This is a genomic window from Neobacillus cucumis, assembly GCF_002860255.1.
Taxonomy (GTDB): Bacteria; Bacillota; Bacilli; order Bacillales; family Cytobacillaceae; genus Neobacillus; species Neobacillus cucumis_A.
In genome coordinates, this window is record NZ_PGVE01000043.1 from 58,137 (window position 1) to 77,247 (window position 19,111).

15 protein-coding genes and 1 pseudogene are annotated in these 19,111 nt (G+C 39.5%); all 16 read left to right on the top strand.

Annotated features, from left to right (window positions below; genetic code table 11):
- Nucleotides 1-120: 120 nt before the first annotated feature.
- A complete protein-coding gene (locus tag CVD27_RS11935; RefSeq protein WP_101648135.1) occupies nt 121-987 on the top strand; it encodes a YitT family protein in 867 nt (288 codons plus the stop codon).
- 55 nt (nt 988-1,042) lie between these two features.
- Complete coding sequence (gene cccB, locus CVD27_RS11940) at nt 1,043-1,393, top strand: cytochrome c551 (protein WP_101648136.1); 351 nt, start codon at nt 1,043-1,045, stop codon at nt 1,391-1,393.
- A gap of 264 nt (nt 1,394-1,657) precedes the next feature.
- Nucleotides 1,658-2,344: a cell division ATP-binding protein FtsE gene (gene ftsE / locus CVD27_RS11945; protein WP_101648137.1), complete on the top strand. Its 687-nt coding sequence runs from the start codon at nt 1,658-1,660 to the stop codon at nt 2,342-2,344.
- Nucleotides 2,334-3,227 carry a permease-like cell division protein FtsX gene (gene ftsX, locus CVD27_RS11950; RefSeq protein WP_101648138.1) on the top strand — a complete coding sequence of 298 codons (894 nt, stop codon included), beginning with the start codon at nt 2,334-2,336 and terminating at the stop codon, nt 3,225-3,227. Before ftsE ends, ftsX begins: the two co-directional genes overlap by 11 nt.
- A gap of 119 nt (nt 3,228-3,346) precedes the next feature.
- Nucleotides 3,347-4,744 carry a murein hydrolase activator EnvC family protein gene (locus CVD27_RS11955; RefSeq protein WP_308301796.1) on the top strand — a complete coding sequence of 466 codons (1,398 nt, stop codon included), beginning with the start codon at nt 3,347-3,349 and terminating at the stop codon, nt 4,742-4,744.
- Nucleotides 4,745-5,544: 800 nt separating this feature from the next.
- The gene (locus CVD27_RS11960) at nt 5,545-6,999 is read left to right on the top strand and encodes a S41 family peptidase (protein ID WP_101648140.1); all 1,455 of its coding nucleotides are present in this window, start codon (nt 5,545-5,547) and stop codon (nt 6,997-6,999) included.
- 314 nt (nt 7,000-7,313) lie between these two features.
- A complete protein-coding gene (locus CVD27_RS11965) occupies nt 7,314-8,501 on the top strand; it encodes a PDZ domain-containing protein (protein WP_101648141.1) in 1,188 nt (395 codons plus the stop codon).
- A 184-nt stretch (nt 8,502-8,685) separates the two neighbouring features.
- The gene (locus CVD27_RS11970; RefSeq protein WP_101648142.1) at nt 8,686-9,441 is read left to right on the top strand and encodes a DeoR/GlpR family DNA-binding transcription regulator; all 756 of its coding nucleotides are present in this window, start codon (nt 8,686-8,688) and stop codon (nt 9,439-9,441) included.
- Nucleotides 9,442-9,578: 137 nt separating this feature from the next.
- Nucleotides 9,579-10,334 carry a DeoR/GlpR family DNA-binding transcription regulator gene (locus CVD27_RS11975; protein WP_101648143.1) on the top strand — a complete coding sequence of 252 codons (756 nt, stop codon included), beginning with the start codon at nt 9,579-9,581 and terminating at the stop codon, nt 10,332-10,334.
- A gap of 494 nt (nt 10,335-10,828) precedes the next feature.
- Complete coding sequence (locus CVD27_RS11980) at nt 10,829-11,692, top strand: sugar phosphate isomerase/epimerase family protein (RefSeq protein ID WP_101648144.1); 864 nt, start codon at nt 10,829-10,831, stop codon at nt 11,690-11,692.
- A 182-nt stretch (nt 11,693-11,874) separates the two neighbouring features.
- Nucleotides 11,875-12,264 (top strand): annotated as a pseudogene (locus tag CVD27_RS11985) (tautomerase family protein).
- A gap of 238 nt (nt 12,265-12,502) precedes the next feature.
- Entirely contained in the window at nt 12,503-13,978 is a 1,476-nt protein-coding gene (locus tag CVD27_RS11990; protein WP_374703071.1) for a CoA-acylating methylmalonate-semialdehyde dehydrogenase, read from the top strand.
- 81 nt (nt 13,979-14,059) lie between these two features.
- Nucleotides 14,060-14,878 carry a 5-deoxy-glucuronate isomerase gene (gene iolB / locus CVD27_RS11995; RefSeq protein ID WP_101648145.1) on the top strand — a complete coding sequence of 273 codons (819 nt, stop codon included), beginning with the start codon at nt 14,060-14,062 and terminating at the stop codon, nt 14,876-14,878.
- A gap of 18 nt (nt 14,879-14,896) precedes the next feature.
- Nucleotides 14,897-15,895 (top strand): 5-dehydro-2-deoxygluconokinase, encoded by a 999-nt coding sequence (gene iolC, locus CVD27_RS12000; protein ID WP_101648146.1) that lies wholly within the window; start codon nt 14,897-14,899, stop codon nt 15,893-15,895.
- Nucleotides 15,896-15,909: 14 nt separating this feature from the next.
- Nucleotides 15,910-17,820 carry a 3D-(3,5/4)-trihydroxycyclohexane-1,2-dione acylhydrolase (decyclizing) gene (gene iolD, locus CVD27_RS12005; RefSeq protein ID WP_101648147.1) on the top strand — a complete coding sequence of 637 codons (1,911 nt, stop codon included), beginning with the start codon at nt 15,910-15,912 and terminating at the stop codon, nt 17,818-17,820.
- An 82-nt stretch (nt 17,821-17,902) separates the two neighbouring features.
- On the top strand, nt 17,903-18,769 hold the full coding sequence (gene fba / locus CVD27_RS12010; RefSeq protein ID WP_257984342.1) for a class II fructose-1,6-bisphosphate aldolase: 867 nt from the start codon (nt 17,903-17,905) through the stop codon (nt 18,767-18,769).
- Nucleotides 18,770-19,111: the final 342 nt, after the last annotated feature.

Sequence of the window (19,111 nt, forward strand, 5' to 3'; positions counted from 1 at the left end):
AGGTTCACTCTATTACCACTTTAACACGTTAACATAATGCCATTTACACCCATATTTATGTAATGCTATACTCACTTTCGGTTTTATATTTATAGAAGAAAATAGAGGAGAATACGTTGTATGAATATACTTAGTAATCTGACACGAACCTATCCGAAATTGAGAGTGGCAGTTGATTATATTTTCGTGTTGATTGGAGCTGCAATCATCGGATTAACCTTTAATGTGTTTTTGCTTCCTAACCAAGTGGCATCGGGAGGAGTAAGCGGAATTAGTACGATTTTAAAGGGAGTATTAGGGTGGGAACCAGCCTATGTCCAATGGGCCTTCAATATTCCTTTATTTATTGCCGGTGTTATTTTTTTAGGAAAACAATTCGGAGTTAAAACCCTTGTTGGGACCATCTTTCTGCCATTTGTTGTTTTTCTCACGAAACATCTTGAACCATGGACTCATGATGCCTTGCTTGGGGCTTTATTTGGAGGGATCGGTGTTGGTCTTGGGCTTGGAATTGTGTTCCGGGGAAATGCTTCCACTGGAGGGACGGATTTAGCTGCTCAGATCATCAATAAATATACCGGTTTTACCCTTGGAAGATGCGTTGTGATGATTGACGGGCTAATTGTACTGACGGCAGCGGCAGTATTCGATATTGAAAAAGGGTTATATGCACTAATTGCCCTTTATGTGACAAGTAAAACCATCGACCTTGTCCAGGTTGGTTTTGGACGTTCGAAAATGGCAATGATCATAACGAATAATCAGGATGAAGTGCGAGAGGGAATACTGAATAAAATTGACCGTGGAGTGACAAAACTATCAGCATATGGTGGTTTTACAGACCATAAACGGCCAGTGCTGATGTGCGTGGTAGATCAAACAGAGTTCACAAAATTGAAACATTTGGTTAAAACCCTTGATCCATCTGCTTTTGTTATTGTTATGGATGCGGCTGAGGTGCTTGGTGAAGGTTTCAAACGCGCATAGGATTGGTATAATAGTACATTGATGGAAACATTTACTTGAAAAGGGGGTTGTTTTGATGAAGAAGAAGCTGTTAACCCTATTACTCGGAACCTCTCTTGTAATGGGACTTGCTGCATGTGGCGGCGGTGGTGACAAGGATACTACCAAAAAAGATACTGGCGGGGGAGGGACAGAGACCTCAAATGCTAGTGATGCCCAAAAGATTTTCGATCAAAAATGCTCTAGCTGTCATGGCGGTGATATGAAGGGCGGCATGGGACCAAACTTAACTAAAGTTGGTTCAAAGTATTCAAAAGATGAAATATTAGACATTCTTAAAAACGGTAAATCAGGCGGAATGCCTGCAGGTTTAGTTACTGGTGATGATGCCAATACGATTGCTACATGGCTGGCAGCCAAAAAATAATAATGAAACAAAAACGTTCTGTTTTTATTCAGAACGTTTTTTATTATATTAAAAAGTTGCGAATAATAGAAACTTGTCAGGTTTTGTAATTTTTTGAAAAGAAACTGTAATAATTTTACCGCTTTTTTTAGCAAATTATGATGTTATAATAAAAATATGCGAAATTGTGCACATCTTGTTTGTTATTGTGGTCCCGACTCTGTGAAAATAAGAAGATTATTGTCGAATAATATTCGAACTAACTTCAATTATAGGTGATAATAAATGATAGAACTACAAGAAGTATATAAGAAATATCCGAATGGTGTTACTGCCATTAGCGGTATAGATGTCCGAATAAATCAAGGTGAATTTGTTTATGTGGTTGGTCCGAGTGGTGCAGGTAAATCAACCTTCATTAAAATGATGTATCGTGAAGAAGTACCATCTACTGGAACGATTACGATAAATGGTGTGAACCTTGCAAAATTAAAAATGAAAAAGGTCCCTTTGTTTAGAAGAAACTTAGGGGTCGTTTTCCAAGACTTTAAGCTGCTACCTTCCTTAACCGTCTATGAAAATGTCGCCTTTGCCCTAGAGGTAATTGAGGCTCAGCCAAAGTTTATCAAAAAACGGGTAATGGAAGTTCTTGACCTTGTTGGTTTAAAGCATAAAATCAAAATGCTGCCTACTGAGCTTTCAGGCGGTGAGCAGCAGCGTGTCTCGATTGCCCGCTCCATCGTTAACTCTCCAAAGATAGTTATTGCGGACGAGCCAACGGGTAACCTTGACCCAGAAACGTCATGGGAGATCATGAGGATTTTTGAAGAAATCAATAATAGAGGAACAACGGTTGTGATGGCAACGCATAATAGAGAAATCGTTAATACAATAAGGCATCGCGTTATTGCCATTGAAGGCGGAAAGATTGTACGTGATGAGCAGAGAGGTGAATACGGTTATGAAAATTAGAACGATTGGCCGTCACGCCCGTGAAAGTGTTAAAAGTATTAAAAGAAACGGCTGGATGACCTTTGCATCCATTGGTGCCGTTACCGTTACATTAATCCTTGTGGGTGTATTTTTCGCGATTATGATGAACCTGAACAGAGTAGCCCAAACCATTGAACAGGACGTAGAAATCCGCGTTCACATTGATGTCGCTGCCAATAAGCAGGACCAGGAAACATTAAGAAAACAGATTGATAGTATACCAGAAGTAAAAAGCATCGAATTTTCACCGAAAACCCAAGAACTTAATAACTTAGTCAAGAGTCTTGGTGAGGATGGAAAAGCGTTTAAACTTTTCGAACAAGATAATCCTTTAAATGATGTATTTATCGTTAAAACGAAAAACCCGTCAGATACGATGAAAGTGGCGAAGCAAATTGAAAAAAACAACTTTGTCGCAAAGGTTAAGTACGGTCAGGGCAAGGTAGAAAAACTATTTAAGTTCATTAATGCAGCCCGAAATGTCGGGATTGTACTAATCATTGGCTTGTTCCTAACGGCTATTTTCTTAATCTCCAATACAATTAAGATTACGATTATTGCTAGACGCCGAGAAATTAAGATTATGAGATTAGTAGGGGCAACAAATAATTTTATCCGCTGGCCGTTCTTCTTAGAAGGTCTGTGGCTTGGAATAGTTGGTTCCATTGTACCGATTATCTTAATTTCGATTGCCTATTATCGTGCTTATGATTATATAGGCCCTAAGCTTCAAGGAACATTTATCAAGATCTTGCCGTTTGATCCATTTGTGTATCAAATGTCTGGCATTTTGATCTTAATGGGAGCCTTAATTGGCGTATGGGGAAGTGTCATGTCCGTACGAAAGTTCCTAAGGGTTTAAATTTTAGTCTGTGTTAAAAAATGTTGATTGAAGCGAAGTGCCTGGAGCGGAAATCAACATCCTAGTTTAACACAGCCAATTTTTAAGGAAGGACGAGGTGCTATGTCCTTCCTTCAGTCATGAATAAAGGCAGGCGGCAACGATTTACACGTGTAAAGAAAAATGGAGGGAAAGAATCGGATATGAGGAAATCAGTGATGGCCCTTGCTGTTACAGCAACGGTAGGGTTTGGAACCATTTTTGGAGGAACATCTGTTAGAACGGAAGCTGCATCTATTTCCAGCTTAAAGGGCGAACAAAACAAAATTCAGCAGCAACGCTCCGATATTAATTCGACTATTACTCAAAAAAACAATCAGATTACTGATCTGCAGAATCAGCAGACAGATGTAAAAGATGAAATTACTAGACTAGATAAGGCTATTACTGACTCAACCAATAAGATTAATGAAACAAATGCTAAATTAGAAAGTACCAAAGCTGAAATTCTTAAACTTCAAGGGGAAATGGAGGTCATTAAAGATCGGATAGAGAAACGTAATCTCCTCTTGAAGGACAGAGCACGCAGCTATCAAGAAACAGGCGGGATGGTTAACTATATCGATGTTCTAATGGGGGCAACCAGCTTTAGTGACTTTGTGGACCGTGCCAATGCCGTCGTAACCATTATGCAGGCTGACCAGGCAATCCTTAAAGAACACGAGGCAGATAAGCAGGAATTAGAAACTAAGCAAGAGCAAGTGAAAGCAAATCTTGCCAGCATTGAAAAAATGGCCGCTGACCTACAAAACTTAAAGCAACAATTAAATGTGCAAAAGGCTGAAAAAGATAAAGCATTAGCGAGCCTTAAGGACCAGGAAAATGAAGCCCATGAAGGCGTGATGGATTTACAAGAGCAAGATGAAATCCTAGCAGCGCAACAGGCAGCGATTCAAAAAGCGATCCAGTTGGAGCAGGAAGCGCAAGCTAGAGCGGCGGCAGAAGCGGCAGAAGCGGCTGCAGAGGCTGCGGCGGCTGCCAAGCGTAAAGCGGCTAGCAGCAGTAGCAGTAAAGGAACAGCTAGTTCTGGTGGAAGTTCTAGTGTTGTAAGTTCCGGATCAACTCCAGGTGTTTCCAGCGGTTTTTGGACACAGCCAGCTGTCGGTTATTTAAGCTCTGGTTTTGGTTCACGAGGCAGTGAAAGACACGTCGGAGTAGACATTGCCAATCGTGCATCTGTACCGATTCTTGCAGCAGCAGATGGTGTCGTCATTCGATCCTATGTATCTAGCACGTATGGAAACTGTATCTTTGTCTCTCACTCTATAAATGGACAAGTTTATACGACGGTCTATGCCCATATGTCATCCCGTATGGTTGGCAGTGGAGCCGTTGTGAAAAAAGGCCAGCAAATTGGTGTAATGGGTAATACTGGTGCATCACATGGCCAGCACTTACACTTTGAACTTCATAAAGGTCCGTGGACGCAGGATAAGCGTTTTGCCATTAATCCTGTCGGAATCGTGCCGCTGCCATAACGTGTATTACTAAAAAAGTACCCGTAAAATGAAAAAATAAGCGTAACATATGAATTTTTATACCTATGATATTTAAAACAGCCTAGTTAAGCAAACAGGCTGTTTTTTTTGGTGTATTGTACAAATTGGATATAGATGGTTATTAACTACATTGCTGAATGATTTTTTCGGATAACGGTCGACAATAAGGCGGATAGGCTACCCTGTTGAATCATTTTTTTCAGATAACGGTCGACAATAAGGCGGATAGGCTACCCTGTTGAATCATTTTTTCAGATAACAGTCGACAATAAGGCGGATAGGCTACCCTACTGAACCATTTTGTTCGGGTAACAGTCGACAATAAGTCTGAATGACTACTTACTGAATGATTTTTTCGGTACACAGTCGTCAATAATTTAACGTTCCTATTAATTTGCCAAATTACCTTTTTTACTTTCTTATAAAATCTAAAATCTTAGTCTTACCTTGGTTGAACATATGATAGGAGGATATCTTTTAAAACATTTTGTCAATGGAGGATATAAGGACTACTTTTTATCGTAAATTGCTTTACCGAACTTAGGAACTGCGAGGTTGTAAATATTATTTTAGTACTTTTAAATTTATTAGTATATCTTAATGCAGGAAAGAATCTCATGACAGGTTCTTTCTTTTTTATATCTTGTTTAATCCATCATCCTATTTTTAATCATAACTCGTCCTTCCTTTACATATAAGTTAATAATCGGGCAGGAGTTCGGTACGATTTTTAAGAAATAGATAGGACAGGCATTTTTTTTACTTGAGGAGGATTCAGGATGAATCGTAGATGGATTGCCCTGTTAATGACAGGTTCACTGCTGACAGGAGCAGGGGGAACATATGCTGGAATGACTTATTTTCATAAAACGGAAGCAGTATCAAAATTGGAGCAAGCCTCAAGCCCAGGTGGAAAGGCCGTTAATGCTGCCCCTAGTTCTGATAACCTCGTAAAGGTTGAACAGGCATACGACCTTATCTTAAACCGCTACGTGGAAAAAGTGGACCGGAACCAATTGGTAGAAGGTGCCATCCAAGGGATGCTATCCGTACTAAAGGACCCATACTCGGTTTATATGGACAAGGATACCGCTAAACAATTTACGCAAACATTGGAATCGTCTTTTGAAGGAATTGGTGCCGAGGTAGGTATGGTGGATGGAAAAATTGTCATCGTCTCGCCATTTAAAAATTCGCCTGCTGAAAAAGCAGGTATTAAGCCAAATGATCAGATTTTAAAGGTCAATGGAAAAAGTGTGGAAGGACTTGATTTAAATAAAGCCACCCTAAAAATCCGTGGAAAAAAAGGAACGACTGTTCAATTAGAGATAGCTAGAAAAGGGTTAAAAGAACCGCTGACCATCGGAGTCAAACGAGATGAAATCCCCCTTGAAACAGTACACTCTTCTATTAAGAAACAGGGTGGCAAAAAGATTGGCTATATTGAAATAACATCGTTCTCTGAGGATACAGCAGCTGACTTTAAGAAGGATTTAAAGGCACTCGAAAATGACAATATAAAAGGATTAATCTTAGATGTACGCGGAAATCCGGGAGGACTATTGGATAGTGTCGGTGAAATATTAAAAGAATTAGTACCGAAAGATAAACCATATGTGCAAATAGAACAGCGCAATGGTGAAAAACAACGCTTCTTCTCTACACTTTCTAAGAAAAAGGATTATCCAGTCCTTGTTCTTGTGAATAAGGGCAGTGCCTCTGCTTCTGAGATTTTAGCAGGCTCCTTACAGGAGGCGGACGGATATAAGCTCGTTGGAGAAACGACGTTTGGTAAAGGGACTGTCCAACAGGCGATTCCGATGGGTGATGGAAGCAACATAAAGCTGACATTAGCCAAATGGCTGACGCCGGATGGCCATTGGATTCATAAGAAAGGGATTAAACCAGACGTGGCGATTAAGCAGCCAGCGATTTTTCATACCCATCCGATTCAGGTAGATAAGCCGCTTACGGAAGATATGAATAATGAACAGGTCAAGAATGCCCAGGAGATCTTGGATGGATTGGGATTTGAGCCTGGAAGGAAAGATGGTTATTTTAGTGAGGAAACGAAAGTAGCCGTGAAGGGCTTCCAACAGGAGCATAACCTGCCGTCAACAGGAAAAATTGATGAAAAGACAGCTGCTAAATTGGAAGAGGCAGCAGTGAAGGACATGAAAAAAGAGAAAAATGATTTACAGCTGAAAATGGCATTGAAGTTAATCACAAATTAAACGCAGCAGAGGCTTTTAGCCTCTGTTTTTTATTGTAATATACGGTGGTTCATTTGTCGTTTTGGCGGAAAAAGTGTCAAGTTTGGCGGACTTATTGAGAATTTCCACGGAAATAGCAACAAATTCCGCGGAAATTCGCTAGAAATTCGCGGAATTCCTACAAAAGTTGGTGGAGTCGACTCCAAATGAGGACAAAACTAACATTTTTACTTTTTCTAAAAACTAGCAATTTTTTTTATGTTATTAATTTGGTAAAATAAAATTTAAGAGAATTTTATGCTTATAGAATTTTTAATAGAGGCAGGTGGTAGGAAATGGTAGAAACGTGGCTTGTGGAGTTTCTAAAAGGGACAGGCAAGTTCTTTCTTCATCCTGTTTTATACTATCTCGTTTTCCTGGCCGGAATATTAGGTGTCATGAGGGTGAAACGTGAACGGAAGAACTTCCATATTCGAGCAGAAGACGCCTATTTTGAACTTCGGCAGTTATTTCCGATGGGACTTGTCATTGGTCTTGTGCTATCCATTATCACTGTAGCAGTCGGGATTACCGTTCCATTTGCAGCCATTCTTCTTATTGCCGGATTCACTTTGATTTGGTCACTGACCACCAATATACGGCTGATGTCACCGGCATATACGCTAGGGGCCGCGTTTTTCGGGATTATTCTCATTGCACAGAATAACTGGTCAATTCCGTTCTTTTCTTCCATTGATGATAAAGTCTATCCATCCTTAATTGTGATTCAGGGATTGTTGTTAGTGGCGGAAGGGATATTGATCTTTAAAAACGGCAGTAAAGGTTCTTCACCTAAATTAGCAAAAAGTAAGCGCGGCCAGATTGTAGGTGTCCACGAAGTTAGACGTCTTTGGATGGTGCCGTTGTTCTTGCTGATTCCTGGAGATGCTCTCCACCTTCCATTTGATTGGTGGCCAGTTTTCCATTTGGGAGCGAAGGAGTTTTCCTTGTTTTTTGTTCCCTTTGCGATTGGGTTTCATCAGCAAATTAAAGGAATGCTTCCAAAAGAGTCGATCCATCTCCACGGCCGGCGGGTCATCATTCTTGGTGTTTTGATCACGCTTCTTTCGGCGGCTGGATATTGGTACCCGTTAATGTCAATCGGGGTGGCGGCCTTTGCTGTAGTCGGCAGGGAACTTTTAGCGCTGTTTGCTTATTTGAAAGATGATAGTATGACGGCTTACTTTTCTAAGAAGAATAACGGTTTAATGATTATCGGGATTATTCCTGGGTCACCTGCAGGTAAGATGGGGCTTCAGGTTGGGGAAATAATTTCAAAGGTCAATGGGGTATTGGTTCGAGATGAACAAACCTTCTATGAAGCATTGCAAAAAAACCGCGCTCATTGCAAGCTCGAAGTCTTTGATACAAATGGAGAAATCCGTTTTGTACAGCGTGCTCTTTATGAGGGAGATCACCACGAGCTTGGCGTCCTGTTTGTCCAGGATGACCGTAAGTTTGATGATCTTAAAAATGTGAATTAAAAAAAGCTGTCATTTTTGACAGCTTTTTTTTGTATGGATCGATGAATTGTTTACTTAAAGTTGGGTAATTTTTAAGTAAGTTTGAATATTTATATGTAAATTTATAAAAATTATAGTGAAGTAATGGTTAAATTTTGATAATATATTTGTTAAGAATCAAAAAATATAAAGGGGGTGAAATAATATGATAAAGGAAAAGCGCATCAAAAAAATTCATGACTATGTAATGGAGCAGCAATCGGCATCATTAGACGAATTGGTTTCGGTCTTTGATGTATCAAAAAACACTATTAGGCGTGATGTTCAAACCCTAGTCGAACGCGGGGACTTGAAAAAAGTTTATGGCGGTGTATCTGTCATTCATAAGAAACTCGAGTCATTTCAAGACCGAAAAACACGAAACCAAGAACAAAAGGCATCCATTGTAAAAAAAGCAGCCAGCTATGTGAACGATGGAGATATAATCTTCATAGATTCAGGCACGACTACCATTCAAATGATTGAATATCTAAAGGACAAGAACTTGACTATTTTTACAAATAGTATTGAATTTATTATTCGTGCTCTTCCATTTACTGATTTAAATGTTATTTCAATCGGCGGGTTACTTGATCGAAAGACCGATTCGTTTGGCAACCCGCTCAGTATGGATTTACTAAGTAACTATAATATTAAGAAAGCCTTTATGGCATCAACCGGCATCTCGCTCTCCAACGGGGTAACAAACGCATCTCCTCTGGAAAGTGAATTAAAAAAGGCTATTGTTAAGAGGAGTTCAGAGGTTTATTTATTAGTTGACCACGATAAATTTGATAAATATGGGTTAATGACCTATTGTAATTTAGATGAGATTGATTACCTTGTTACTGATCAAACCCCAAATACTACTTACAGAGAATATGCTGAAAAAAATTCAATCCGGCTTGTGATTTCTAATTGAATGAATGGTTCGTTTAAGAATTAATAAAAATATTTCATCCTTATAATAAAAATATAATGAAGTTTTGGTTATTTGTTGGTACTATGGAGATAGAATAGATAAAGTGTAAGCGATAACAAACAATAGGGTGAAATGAAATGATCAAAGAAAAACGAATAAAAAAAATACAGGATTATGTGAATGAACATCAATCTGCCTCATTGGATGAACTAGTAGAGGTTTTTGATGTATCGAAAAATACAATTAGACGCGATGTTCAGGAGTTAGTCGATCGGGGAGACTTAAAGAAAGTTTATGGCGGAGTATCAGTCATTCATAAAAAACTTGAATCTTTTCAAGATAGACAAATACGTAATCAAAAACAAAAAGTATTCATTTCAGAAAAGGCATCTAGCTTTGTGGAGGATGGAGATTTTATTTTCATCGATTCGGGTACCACTACAATTGAAATGTTTGATTTTCTAAAGGAAAAAAACCTGACCATTTTTACTAATAGTATCGACTTCATCGTTCGTGCCCTCCCATTTGAGAATCTCAATGTCATCTCTGTTGGAGGGATGCTTGACCGTAAAACCAATTCGTTTGTTAATCCGAGAAATATGGAGTTATTTAAAGATTACAATATAAAAAAGGCCTTTATGGCTTCTACGGGTATTTCGTTGGTTAACGGAGTAACAAACGCTTCTCCTTTGGAAAGTGAATTAAAGAAGACCATTGTTAATCGGAGCTCTGAAGTCTATTTATTGATAGACCACGATAAATTCGATAAGTATGGATTAATGACCTATTGTAGTCTAAATGAGATTGATTTTTTGATTACTGATCAACTTCCGGATGACACTTACCAAGAATATGTTAAGAATAACCAAATTCAGCTTGTTATTGCTGACTAGCGGATTCTTGCAAAACCCCTTCTTTTTGGCTAATCCCATTTAAGGAGGGTTTTTTTTTGAAAGAAAGAAATATAAAATTCCGACTTCGAGAGTTGTCCAGCTCCAGGCGCCATCGGCTCGAGGTCACAAGCTTATCCAGTTGCGGCTCCTTGGGACTCAAGTCATAAGCCACCCCCTGACGAAGGCAAAAAACGCCTTCTTACAGGGTGCGTCTTATGCCTTCATCCCAGAACAGTCGCCTCCACATTTAGATCAATCCGTCCAAAAGGTTAAAGAGCAACCTTTCGGCCGGCTCGTCTTGTGCTTGTCGCCGATATACGGGCACCTTGCGCTTTTCTTATAAAAATAATAAAAAAATATTGATTATTGGTACTGTTCGTATTAATATGTACTTATAGATAACCAAAAGTTAACCAACATATCATAAAAAGTTGGATTTCTGAAGTTGATTCAATTGAAAGCGCTTTGGCCTACAAAAGAAAGGGGAAGTTAAAATGCGTTTAGCATACGATCCGTCACATTATCGTGACAATACTAATTTAAAAGAAACGATCGATGCAGTTGCCAGATTAGGATATGAATGGGTAGAGTTGTCTCCACGAAAAGATTTTATTTGGTTTTATGAATATCCAAAGGTTGACAGACAGCTGATAAAAGATTTGAAAAGATATTGCTCAGATGCGGGTGTTCGAATTTCTTCCGTACTTCCAGTTCAACAATGGTCTTCACCAAATGAACAAGAACGCCAAGCTGCCGTAAGAAATTGGAAACGCTGTATTGAAATCACTTCTGATTTAGGAGTAGATTTAATGAACAGTGAATTCGCTGGTGACAAAAGTCGTCCAGTTGAAAGTGAAGCTGCCTTTGTAAAATCTATGGAAGAGCTAATGCCTATTTTTGAAAGAGAGGGTATTAAATTAAATCTACAATCCCATCCTAACGATTTTATTGAGTTGAACACTGAAGCTATCCGAATGATACGTGCATTCGATAAAGATTGGATTAAGTTAGTATATTCAGTAGCACATGCTTTCTTTTATGATGATGGGATCGGCGATGTAGCCCAACACTTAGATGAAGCTGGAGATTTACTGGCCCATGTTTTAATTGCTGACACACTTAATCATAAAGCGGCCTTCGGATTAAGATATATTATAAATCCTCCTAATGCAAACGTAACTATTCACCAGCATTTGAATCCTGGTGAAGGGGAAATAAACTTTGATGCCCTATATCGAAAATTAAGAGAAATGAAGTTTGATGGAATTGTAACGAATTCAGTATTTGCCTATCCTGATAAGCCAGAGTGGTCCAATGAAGTTACGTTAAAATCCATTAGAGAAGGTTTACATATTTAATAGTCTATTTATTTGAAAGTCTTTTCTCAAATATATGAGGAAAGACTTTTTTTCTTCAGGTGATGATAAAGTGTTGACTATAAAATAAAAGTTAATTATGATATAATCATAATATAACCAAAACTTAATCAATAACTGATATTAAGTTGGTAGGTAGAATCCAATCAATGGGGGGAGATTAGATGCCGTTAGTTAGATTTGATTTAATTGAGGGACGAGATACGGATGCTTTAAAACAATTATTAGATGCCGCGCATCGAGCGGTTGTACAGGCTTTTGGTGTACCTGAACGCGATCGTTACCAAATTGTCAATCAGCACCCAGCCCATGAATTAATCATTGAAGATACCGGTTTAGGATTTGAAAGAAGCCGGAATCTAGTTATTGTCAGTGTAACAAGTACCCAAAGAAGTGACAAACAAAAGTAAGAGTTTTATAAACTCTTAGTAAAAGAGTTAGAAGAATATTGTGATATGGATCCAAAAGATATTATGGTTTCAATCGTTACAAATGGCGCAGCTGACTGGAGCTTTGGTTTTGGAGAAGCACAGTTTTTAACTGGAAAGCTGTAATTTTTATACTCTGTTGATTGGAGCGGAAATCAACAACCGAATTTAACAAGCCTAAAAATAATAAAAAACAGTTGACTGAAAGCGTTTTTAGTATTAACATGTAATCAAAGATAACCAAAAGATAACCAACAAGTGATAAACAAATGAATAAAATTTATTAGTTTCCTATACTGATAGATGGTCTTTTTAACACTTGTACCAAAATACAATAAAGTGATTATTAAAGGAGGAAGAAAAAATGTCTAACGTAATCGTAAAAGTTGAAACTCTAAAAAATTACATAAATGGTGAATGGGTCGAAAGTAAAACGACACAGTTTGAAGATATCTACGATCCTGCCAAAAAAGAAGTGATTGCAAAGGTTCCTCTTTCAACAAAGGAAGAGCTTGATTATGCAGTAGAAGTGGCAGCAAAAGCTTTCGAAAGCTGGAAAAAGGTACCTGTGACAAAACGTACGAAAGTCCTATTTAATTTCCAACAATTATTAGAAAAGAATAAACAAGAATTGGCTCGTATTATCACGATCGAAAACGGTAAAAACCTTACTGAAGCATTAGGTGAGGTAGGACGCGGAATTGAAAATGTGGAATTTGCCTCAGGTGCTCCTACACTGATGATGGGAGATTCACTTTCAACGATTGCAACAGATGTTGAGGTCACAAATTATCGTTATCCAATCGGGGTTGTTGGCGGAATTACACCATTTAACTTTCCGATGATGGTACCATGCTGGATGTTCCCAACCGCCATTGCCGTTGGAAATACATTCGTTCTTAAACCATCTGAAAGAACACCATTATTAGCTAATAGATTAGCAGAACTATTAGAAGAAGCTGGTCTTCCTAAGGGCGTATTTAATGTGGTTCATGGTGCACATGATGTGGTAAATGGACTTCTTGACCATCCTGAAGTAAAAGCCATTTCATTCGTAGGTTCAAAACCAGTTGGAGAATATGTTTATAAGCGCGGAAGCCAAAACCTAAAACGTGTTCAAGCGTTAACAGGTGCGAAAAACCACTCCATCGTATTAAACGATGCAGATTTAGAACTTGCCACAACAAACGTCATTGCTTCAGCCTTTGGTTCTGCTGGTGAACGTTGCATGGCTTGCGCTGTTGTAACAGTAGAAGAAGGAATTGCGGATGAATTTCTTGAGAAATTAGTCGAGAAAGCAAAAGCAGTCAAAATCGGACATGGCCTTGACGAGGGTGTATTCTTAGGACCAGTTATTCGCGAACAAAATCAGCAGCGTACATTAGGATATATTCAAACAGGTATTGATGAAGGTGCTAAACTAGTATGTGATGGCCGTGAAAATGCCCCTGAAGAAGGATATTTTGTCGGACCAACGATTTTCGACGATGTGACAACTGATATGACGATCTGGAAAGATGAAATTTTTGCACCAGTCCTTTCAATCGTTCGTGTTAAAAATCTAAAAGAAGCGGTTGAAACTGCTAATAAATCAGAGTTTGCAAACGGTGCATGTATCTATACTTCAAACGCTTCGGCCATTCGTTACTTCCGTGAAAATATCGATGCAGGAATGTTAGGGATTAACTTAGGTGTTCCAGCACCAATCGCTTTCTTCCCATTCTCAGGATGGAAATCTTCCTTCTTCGGAACATTACCTGCGAACGGAAAAGACGGCGTAGAATTCTACACACATAAAAAAGTTGTTACGGCTAATTATAAAACACCATCATTCGAATAAGGATCAGCACCATAAAAGGCTATTATCCTGTCTTTTGCCAGTCAGGATAATAGCTATTACATAGATAGGAGAGGATTACACGTGAGTAAATTGCTCCGGAAACCTAATACAATTCAATCGGCACCAGGAGTTACCATCGTTCAGGAAGTAACTAGTGAAAACTCCCCATTAGAATATGTTGGTTTCAAAGTAGTAGATTTAACCCCGGGTGCTAAGTATACAGAAAACTTAAGCAAAGTGGAGTGCTGCATAGTTGCCTTAACTGGAAAAATAAATGTGTCGGCTGGCGAAGAAGTTTTTGATAATATTGGCACAAGGGAAAGCGTTTTTGAAAAGAAGCCAACTGACAGTGTTTATGTTTCAAATGACCGTTCTTTTGAGGTGGAGGGTGTTACACAAGCTCGTGTGGCTCTATGCTACTCTCCTTCAAACAATCAACTGCCTACGAAATTAATAAAGGCAGAAGAGAATGGAATTGAAAATAGAGGAAAATACAGCAATAAGCGTTTAGTCCATAATATCCTGCCCGATTCCAATCCATCTGCTAATAGTTTACTAGTTGTAGAGGTATTCACAGAGAGCGGAAACTGGTCAAGCTATCCGCCGCATAAACATGATCAGGACAACTTGCCGCATGAATCATTCTTAGAAGAGAGCTACTACCATGAAATGAACCCGCAACAAGGATTTGTATTCCAGCGTGTCTATACAGATGATCGTTCAATCGATGAAACCATGGCGGTTGAGCATGGTGATGTTGTATTAGTACCAGCCGGCTATCATCCAGTTGGGGTACCTGATGGCTATGAGTCCTATTATTTAAATGTAATGGCAGGCCCAACACGTATTTGGAAGTTCCACAACGAACCAGCCCATGAATGGATTCTAAACCGTAAATAAAAGGAGTGGCTTTTAAACATGAAAATTCAATTTAGTTCTGATAGAGAGTTTGATCTGATTGCAATTGGCCGTGCCTGCATGGACTTAAACGCAGTAGAATACAATCGTCCAATGGAAGAAACGATGACATTTAAAAAGTATGTAGGCGGATCGCCAGCCAATATCGCGATCGGTTCATCGAAGCTTGGGTTAAAAGCAGGCTTTATCGGAAAACTCGCCAATGATCAGCATGGCCGGTTTATTGAGCAATACATGAGCGGTGTGGGTGTTGATACATCCAACATGGTGGTGGATCAAGAAGGTCATAAGACAGGTTTAGCATTTACAGAGATTAAGAGTCCGGAAGAATGCAGCATTCTTATGTATCGTGATGAAGTAGCTGATCTCTATTTACAGCCATCAGAAGTAGATGAAAATTATATTAAAAAGGCGAAGGTTCTGCTTGTTTCAGGGACCGCTCTTGCCAAAAGCCCTTCCCGTGAAGCGGTGTTAAAAGCGATTCAACTGGCAAAGAAAAACGACGTAAAGGTAGTTTTTGAATTAGACTATCGCGGCTATACATGGACATCTCTTGAAGAAACATCTGTTTATTATACATTAGTGGCTCAGCAGGCAGATGTTGTCGTTGGAACACGTGATGAATTTGATGTCATGGAAAATGTGACTGAAGGAAGCAACGCAGAAACCATTGAACAGTTGTTTAAGCATTCTCCAGAATTAGTCGTGATTAAGCATGGGGTAGAAGGATCTTATGCGTATACAAAGTCAGGAGAAACGTTCAGAGGCCATGCATACTTAACAAAAGTACTAAAAACATTTGGTGCCGGGGACTCTTACGCTTCTGCTTTCTTATACGCTTTAATTACCGGCAAGGATATTGAAACCGCTCTAAAATTCGGCAGTGCTTCTGCTGCAATTGTTGTAAGTAAACATAGTTCTTCAGAAGCGATGCCAACAGTGGCTGAAATTGAACAATTGATTGAAGAAAGATCGGAAAAAGCAGAACAATTAAGTTAGAGGTGAAAATAGCCATGGGGAAAATTAAATTAACAACAGCACAAGCTTTAATCAAATTTTTAAATCAGCAATATATTCATGTGGATGGCCAGGAACTTCCTTTTGTTGAAGGAGTCTTCGCCGTATTTGGACATGGAAATGTACTTGGAATGGGCCAAGCGCTTGAACAAGATCCGGGACATTTGAAAGTCATCCAGGGAAAAAATGAACAAGGAATGGCTCTTGCCGCAATGGCTTACGGTAAACAAATGCTTCGTCAAAAAATTTATGCCGTGACTACCTCTGTTGGACCAGGTTCAGCAAACTTAGTAACCGCTGCAGCTACCGCTCTTGCCAACAATATTCCAATGCTGCTTATACCGGGAGATACGTTTGCTACCCGTCAGCCTGACCCAGTGCTGCAGCAAGTAGAACAGGAATATAGTGCGGCTGTTACAACCAATGATGCATTAAAGCCGGTTTCGAGATACTGGGATCGTGTGACCCGCCCAGAACAGCTAATGTCCAGTTTAATTCGTGCCTTTGAAGTGATGACTGATCCAGGAAAAGCTGGCCCTGCTACGATTTGTATTTCCCAGGATGTAGAAGGGGAAGCCTACGATTATGATGAGAAATTCTTTGAAAAGCGCGTCCATTATTTAGATCGAAAAGCACCGGTTGAACGTGAATTAAATGGAGCTGCCGAACTAATAAAATCTAGTAAAAAGCCAGTCATCTTAGTTGGCGGTGGAGCCAAATATTCACAAGCTCGTGACATCTTAATCGCTCTTTCAGAAAAACATAATATCCCATTAGTCGAGACACAAGCGGGTAAAGCCACAGTTGAGTCTGATTTCAAAAATAATTTAGGTGGAATGGGAATTACGGGTACATTGGCTGCCAATAAAGCGGCCCGCCAAGCCGACTTAATCATTGGTATCGGTACACGGTACACAGATTTCGCGACATCTTCGAAAACCGCTTTCAACTTTGAAACAACTAAGTTCTTAAACATCAATGTCAGCCGTCTGCAAGCCTATAAATTGGATGCCTTCCAAGTGGTAGCAGATGCAAAAACCACATTGGAGCAATTGGCACCATTGTTAGATGGGTATGAAAGTGAATTTGGCCCGATCATTGCTGAATTGAAGGAAGAATGGACTGCGGAGCGTAATCGCTTAAGCCAAGTAACTTTCAGCCGTGAAAATTTCCAGCCGGAAGTGAAAAATAATTTTACTCAAGAAGTACTGAATGAGTATGCTGATGCACTTAACACAGAGCTTGCACAGACAACGGCACTATTAGCTGTTAATGATACAGTGGCCCCTGATAGCATCATTATTACTTCAGCGGGATCATTGCCAGGAGATGTACAACGTATTTGGAATCCAACTGTAACAAATACGTATAATGTGGAGTACGGCTATTCCTGCATGGGCTATGAAGTATCAGGTGCATTAGGAGCCAAATTGGCTGCCCCTGAACAAGAAGTCTATTCACTAGTAGGTGATGGCAGCTTCTTGTTGATGCACTCTGAATTCATTACAGCTATCCAATACAATCAAAAGGTCAATATCGTCCTATTTGATAACTCAGGATGGGGCTGCATTAACAATTTACAAATGGAAAATGGAAGCGACAGCTTCTATACCGAATTTAGAACACACGACAATAAAATATTAAATATCGATTATGCAAAAGTGGCCGAAGGCTATGGTGCTAAGACTTACCGTGTTAATACAGTGGAACAGCTGAAAGAAGCTTTAGAAGACGCCAAACAACAAGAAGTATCTACACTTATCGATATTAAGGTCCTTCCAAAAACAATGACTGATGGATATGAAAGCTGGTGGAATGTCGGTGTAGCGGAAGTATCCCATAAAGAAAGCATTCAAAAGGCATATGAAGCAAGAAAACAAAAATTAGAAACAGCAAGACAATATTAAATAATGAGGGTTGGATCAAATTCTCTGGAATTTGATCCGTCTTAAAAAGTTTGAAAATTCCGACAAGAGAGGTGGGATGGAAATGATCGCAACATCAAGATTAGTTCCGATGAAAGAAATGCTTGAGAAAGCGAAAAAAGAAAAATATGCAGTAGGGCAATTTAATATCAACAGCTTTCAATGGGCAGAAGCGATGCTGGAAGCGGCTGAGGAGGAACGGTCTCCTATCATTGTGGCCTCATCCGATAGATTAGTAGATTATTTGGGTGGATTTAAGACGATTGCCACGATGGTAAATAGAATTGTAGAGGAAAAGAAGATTACGGTACCGGTTGCCCTGCATCTTGACCATGGAAAAAGTGTGGAAAGATGTAAGGAAGCCATCGATGCTGGATATACTTCCGTGATGATTGACGGTTCCCACTATTCCATTGAAGAAAACATTGCCATGACAAAAGAAGTGACGGATTATGCCCGACTTCACGGGGTTACAGTCGAAGCTGAGGTGGGAACCGTTGGCGGTAACGAGGATGGTCTGATCGGAGGCATAAATTACGCGGATCCACAGGAATGTTTACGGCTTGTCCAAGAAACAGAAATTGATGCACTCGCAGCGGCCCTAGGCTCTGTACATGGCCCATACCAAGGAGAACCTAAATTAGGGTTCGCTGAAATGAAAGAGATTTCAGAATTGACCAATGTGCCGCTTGTCTTACATGGCGGTTCAGGTATCCCTTTACACCAAATCCATCAAGCCATTGAATTCGGGCATGCCAAAATAAATGTGAATACAGAATGCTTGCAGGCATGGGCGAAAGCTGTCCGAAATGTGCTCGACAACGATAAAGAAGTGTATGATGCCCGGACCATTCTTACACCAGGTAAGGAAGCTGTGAAAGAAACAGTCAGAGAGAAGATTAGAGATTTTAAATCAAGCAATAAAGCATAAATTCAACCGGGTGATGCTTGTAACATGTTTCGTTAACTATCACAAACAATAAAAAATGACTATCAAAATGCATGCTAATTTGATAGTCATTTTTTATTGGGATATAGCATGGAAATTGGCTACCCAGAGGGGTCATTTTAATATCTTTCATTAGTTAATAAGGTCTATTGGCTACCCAGAGGGGACATTTTAATAGCTTTCGGTAGTTAATAGGGTCTATTGGCTACCCAAAGGGGTCATTTTAATAGCTTTCAGTCGTCAATAGGGTCTATTGGCTACCCAAAGGGGTCATTTTAATAGCTTTCAGTCGTCAATAGGGTTTATTGGCTACCCAGAGGGGTC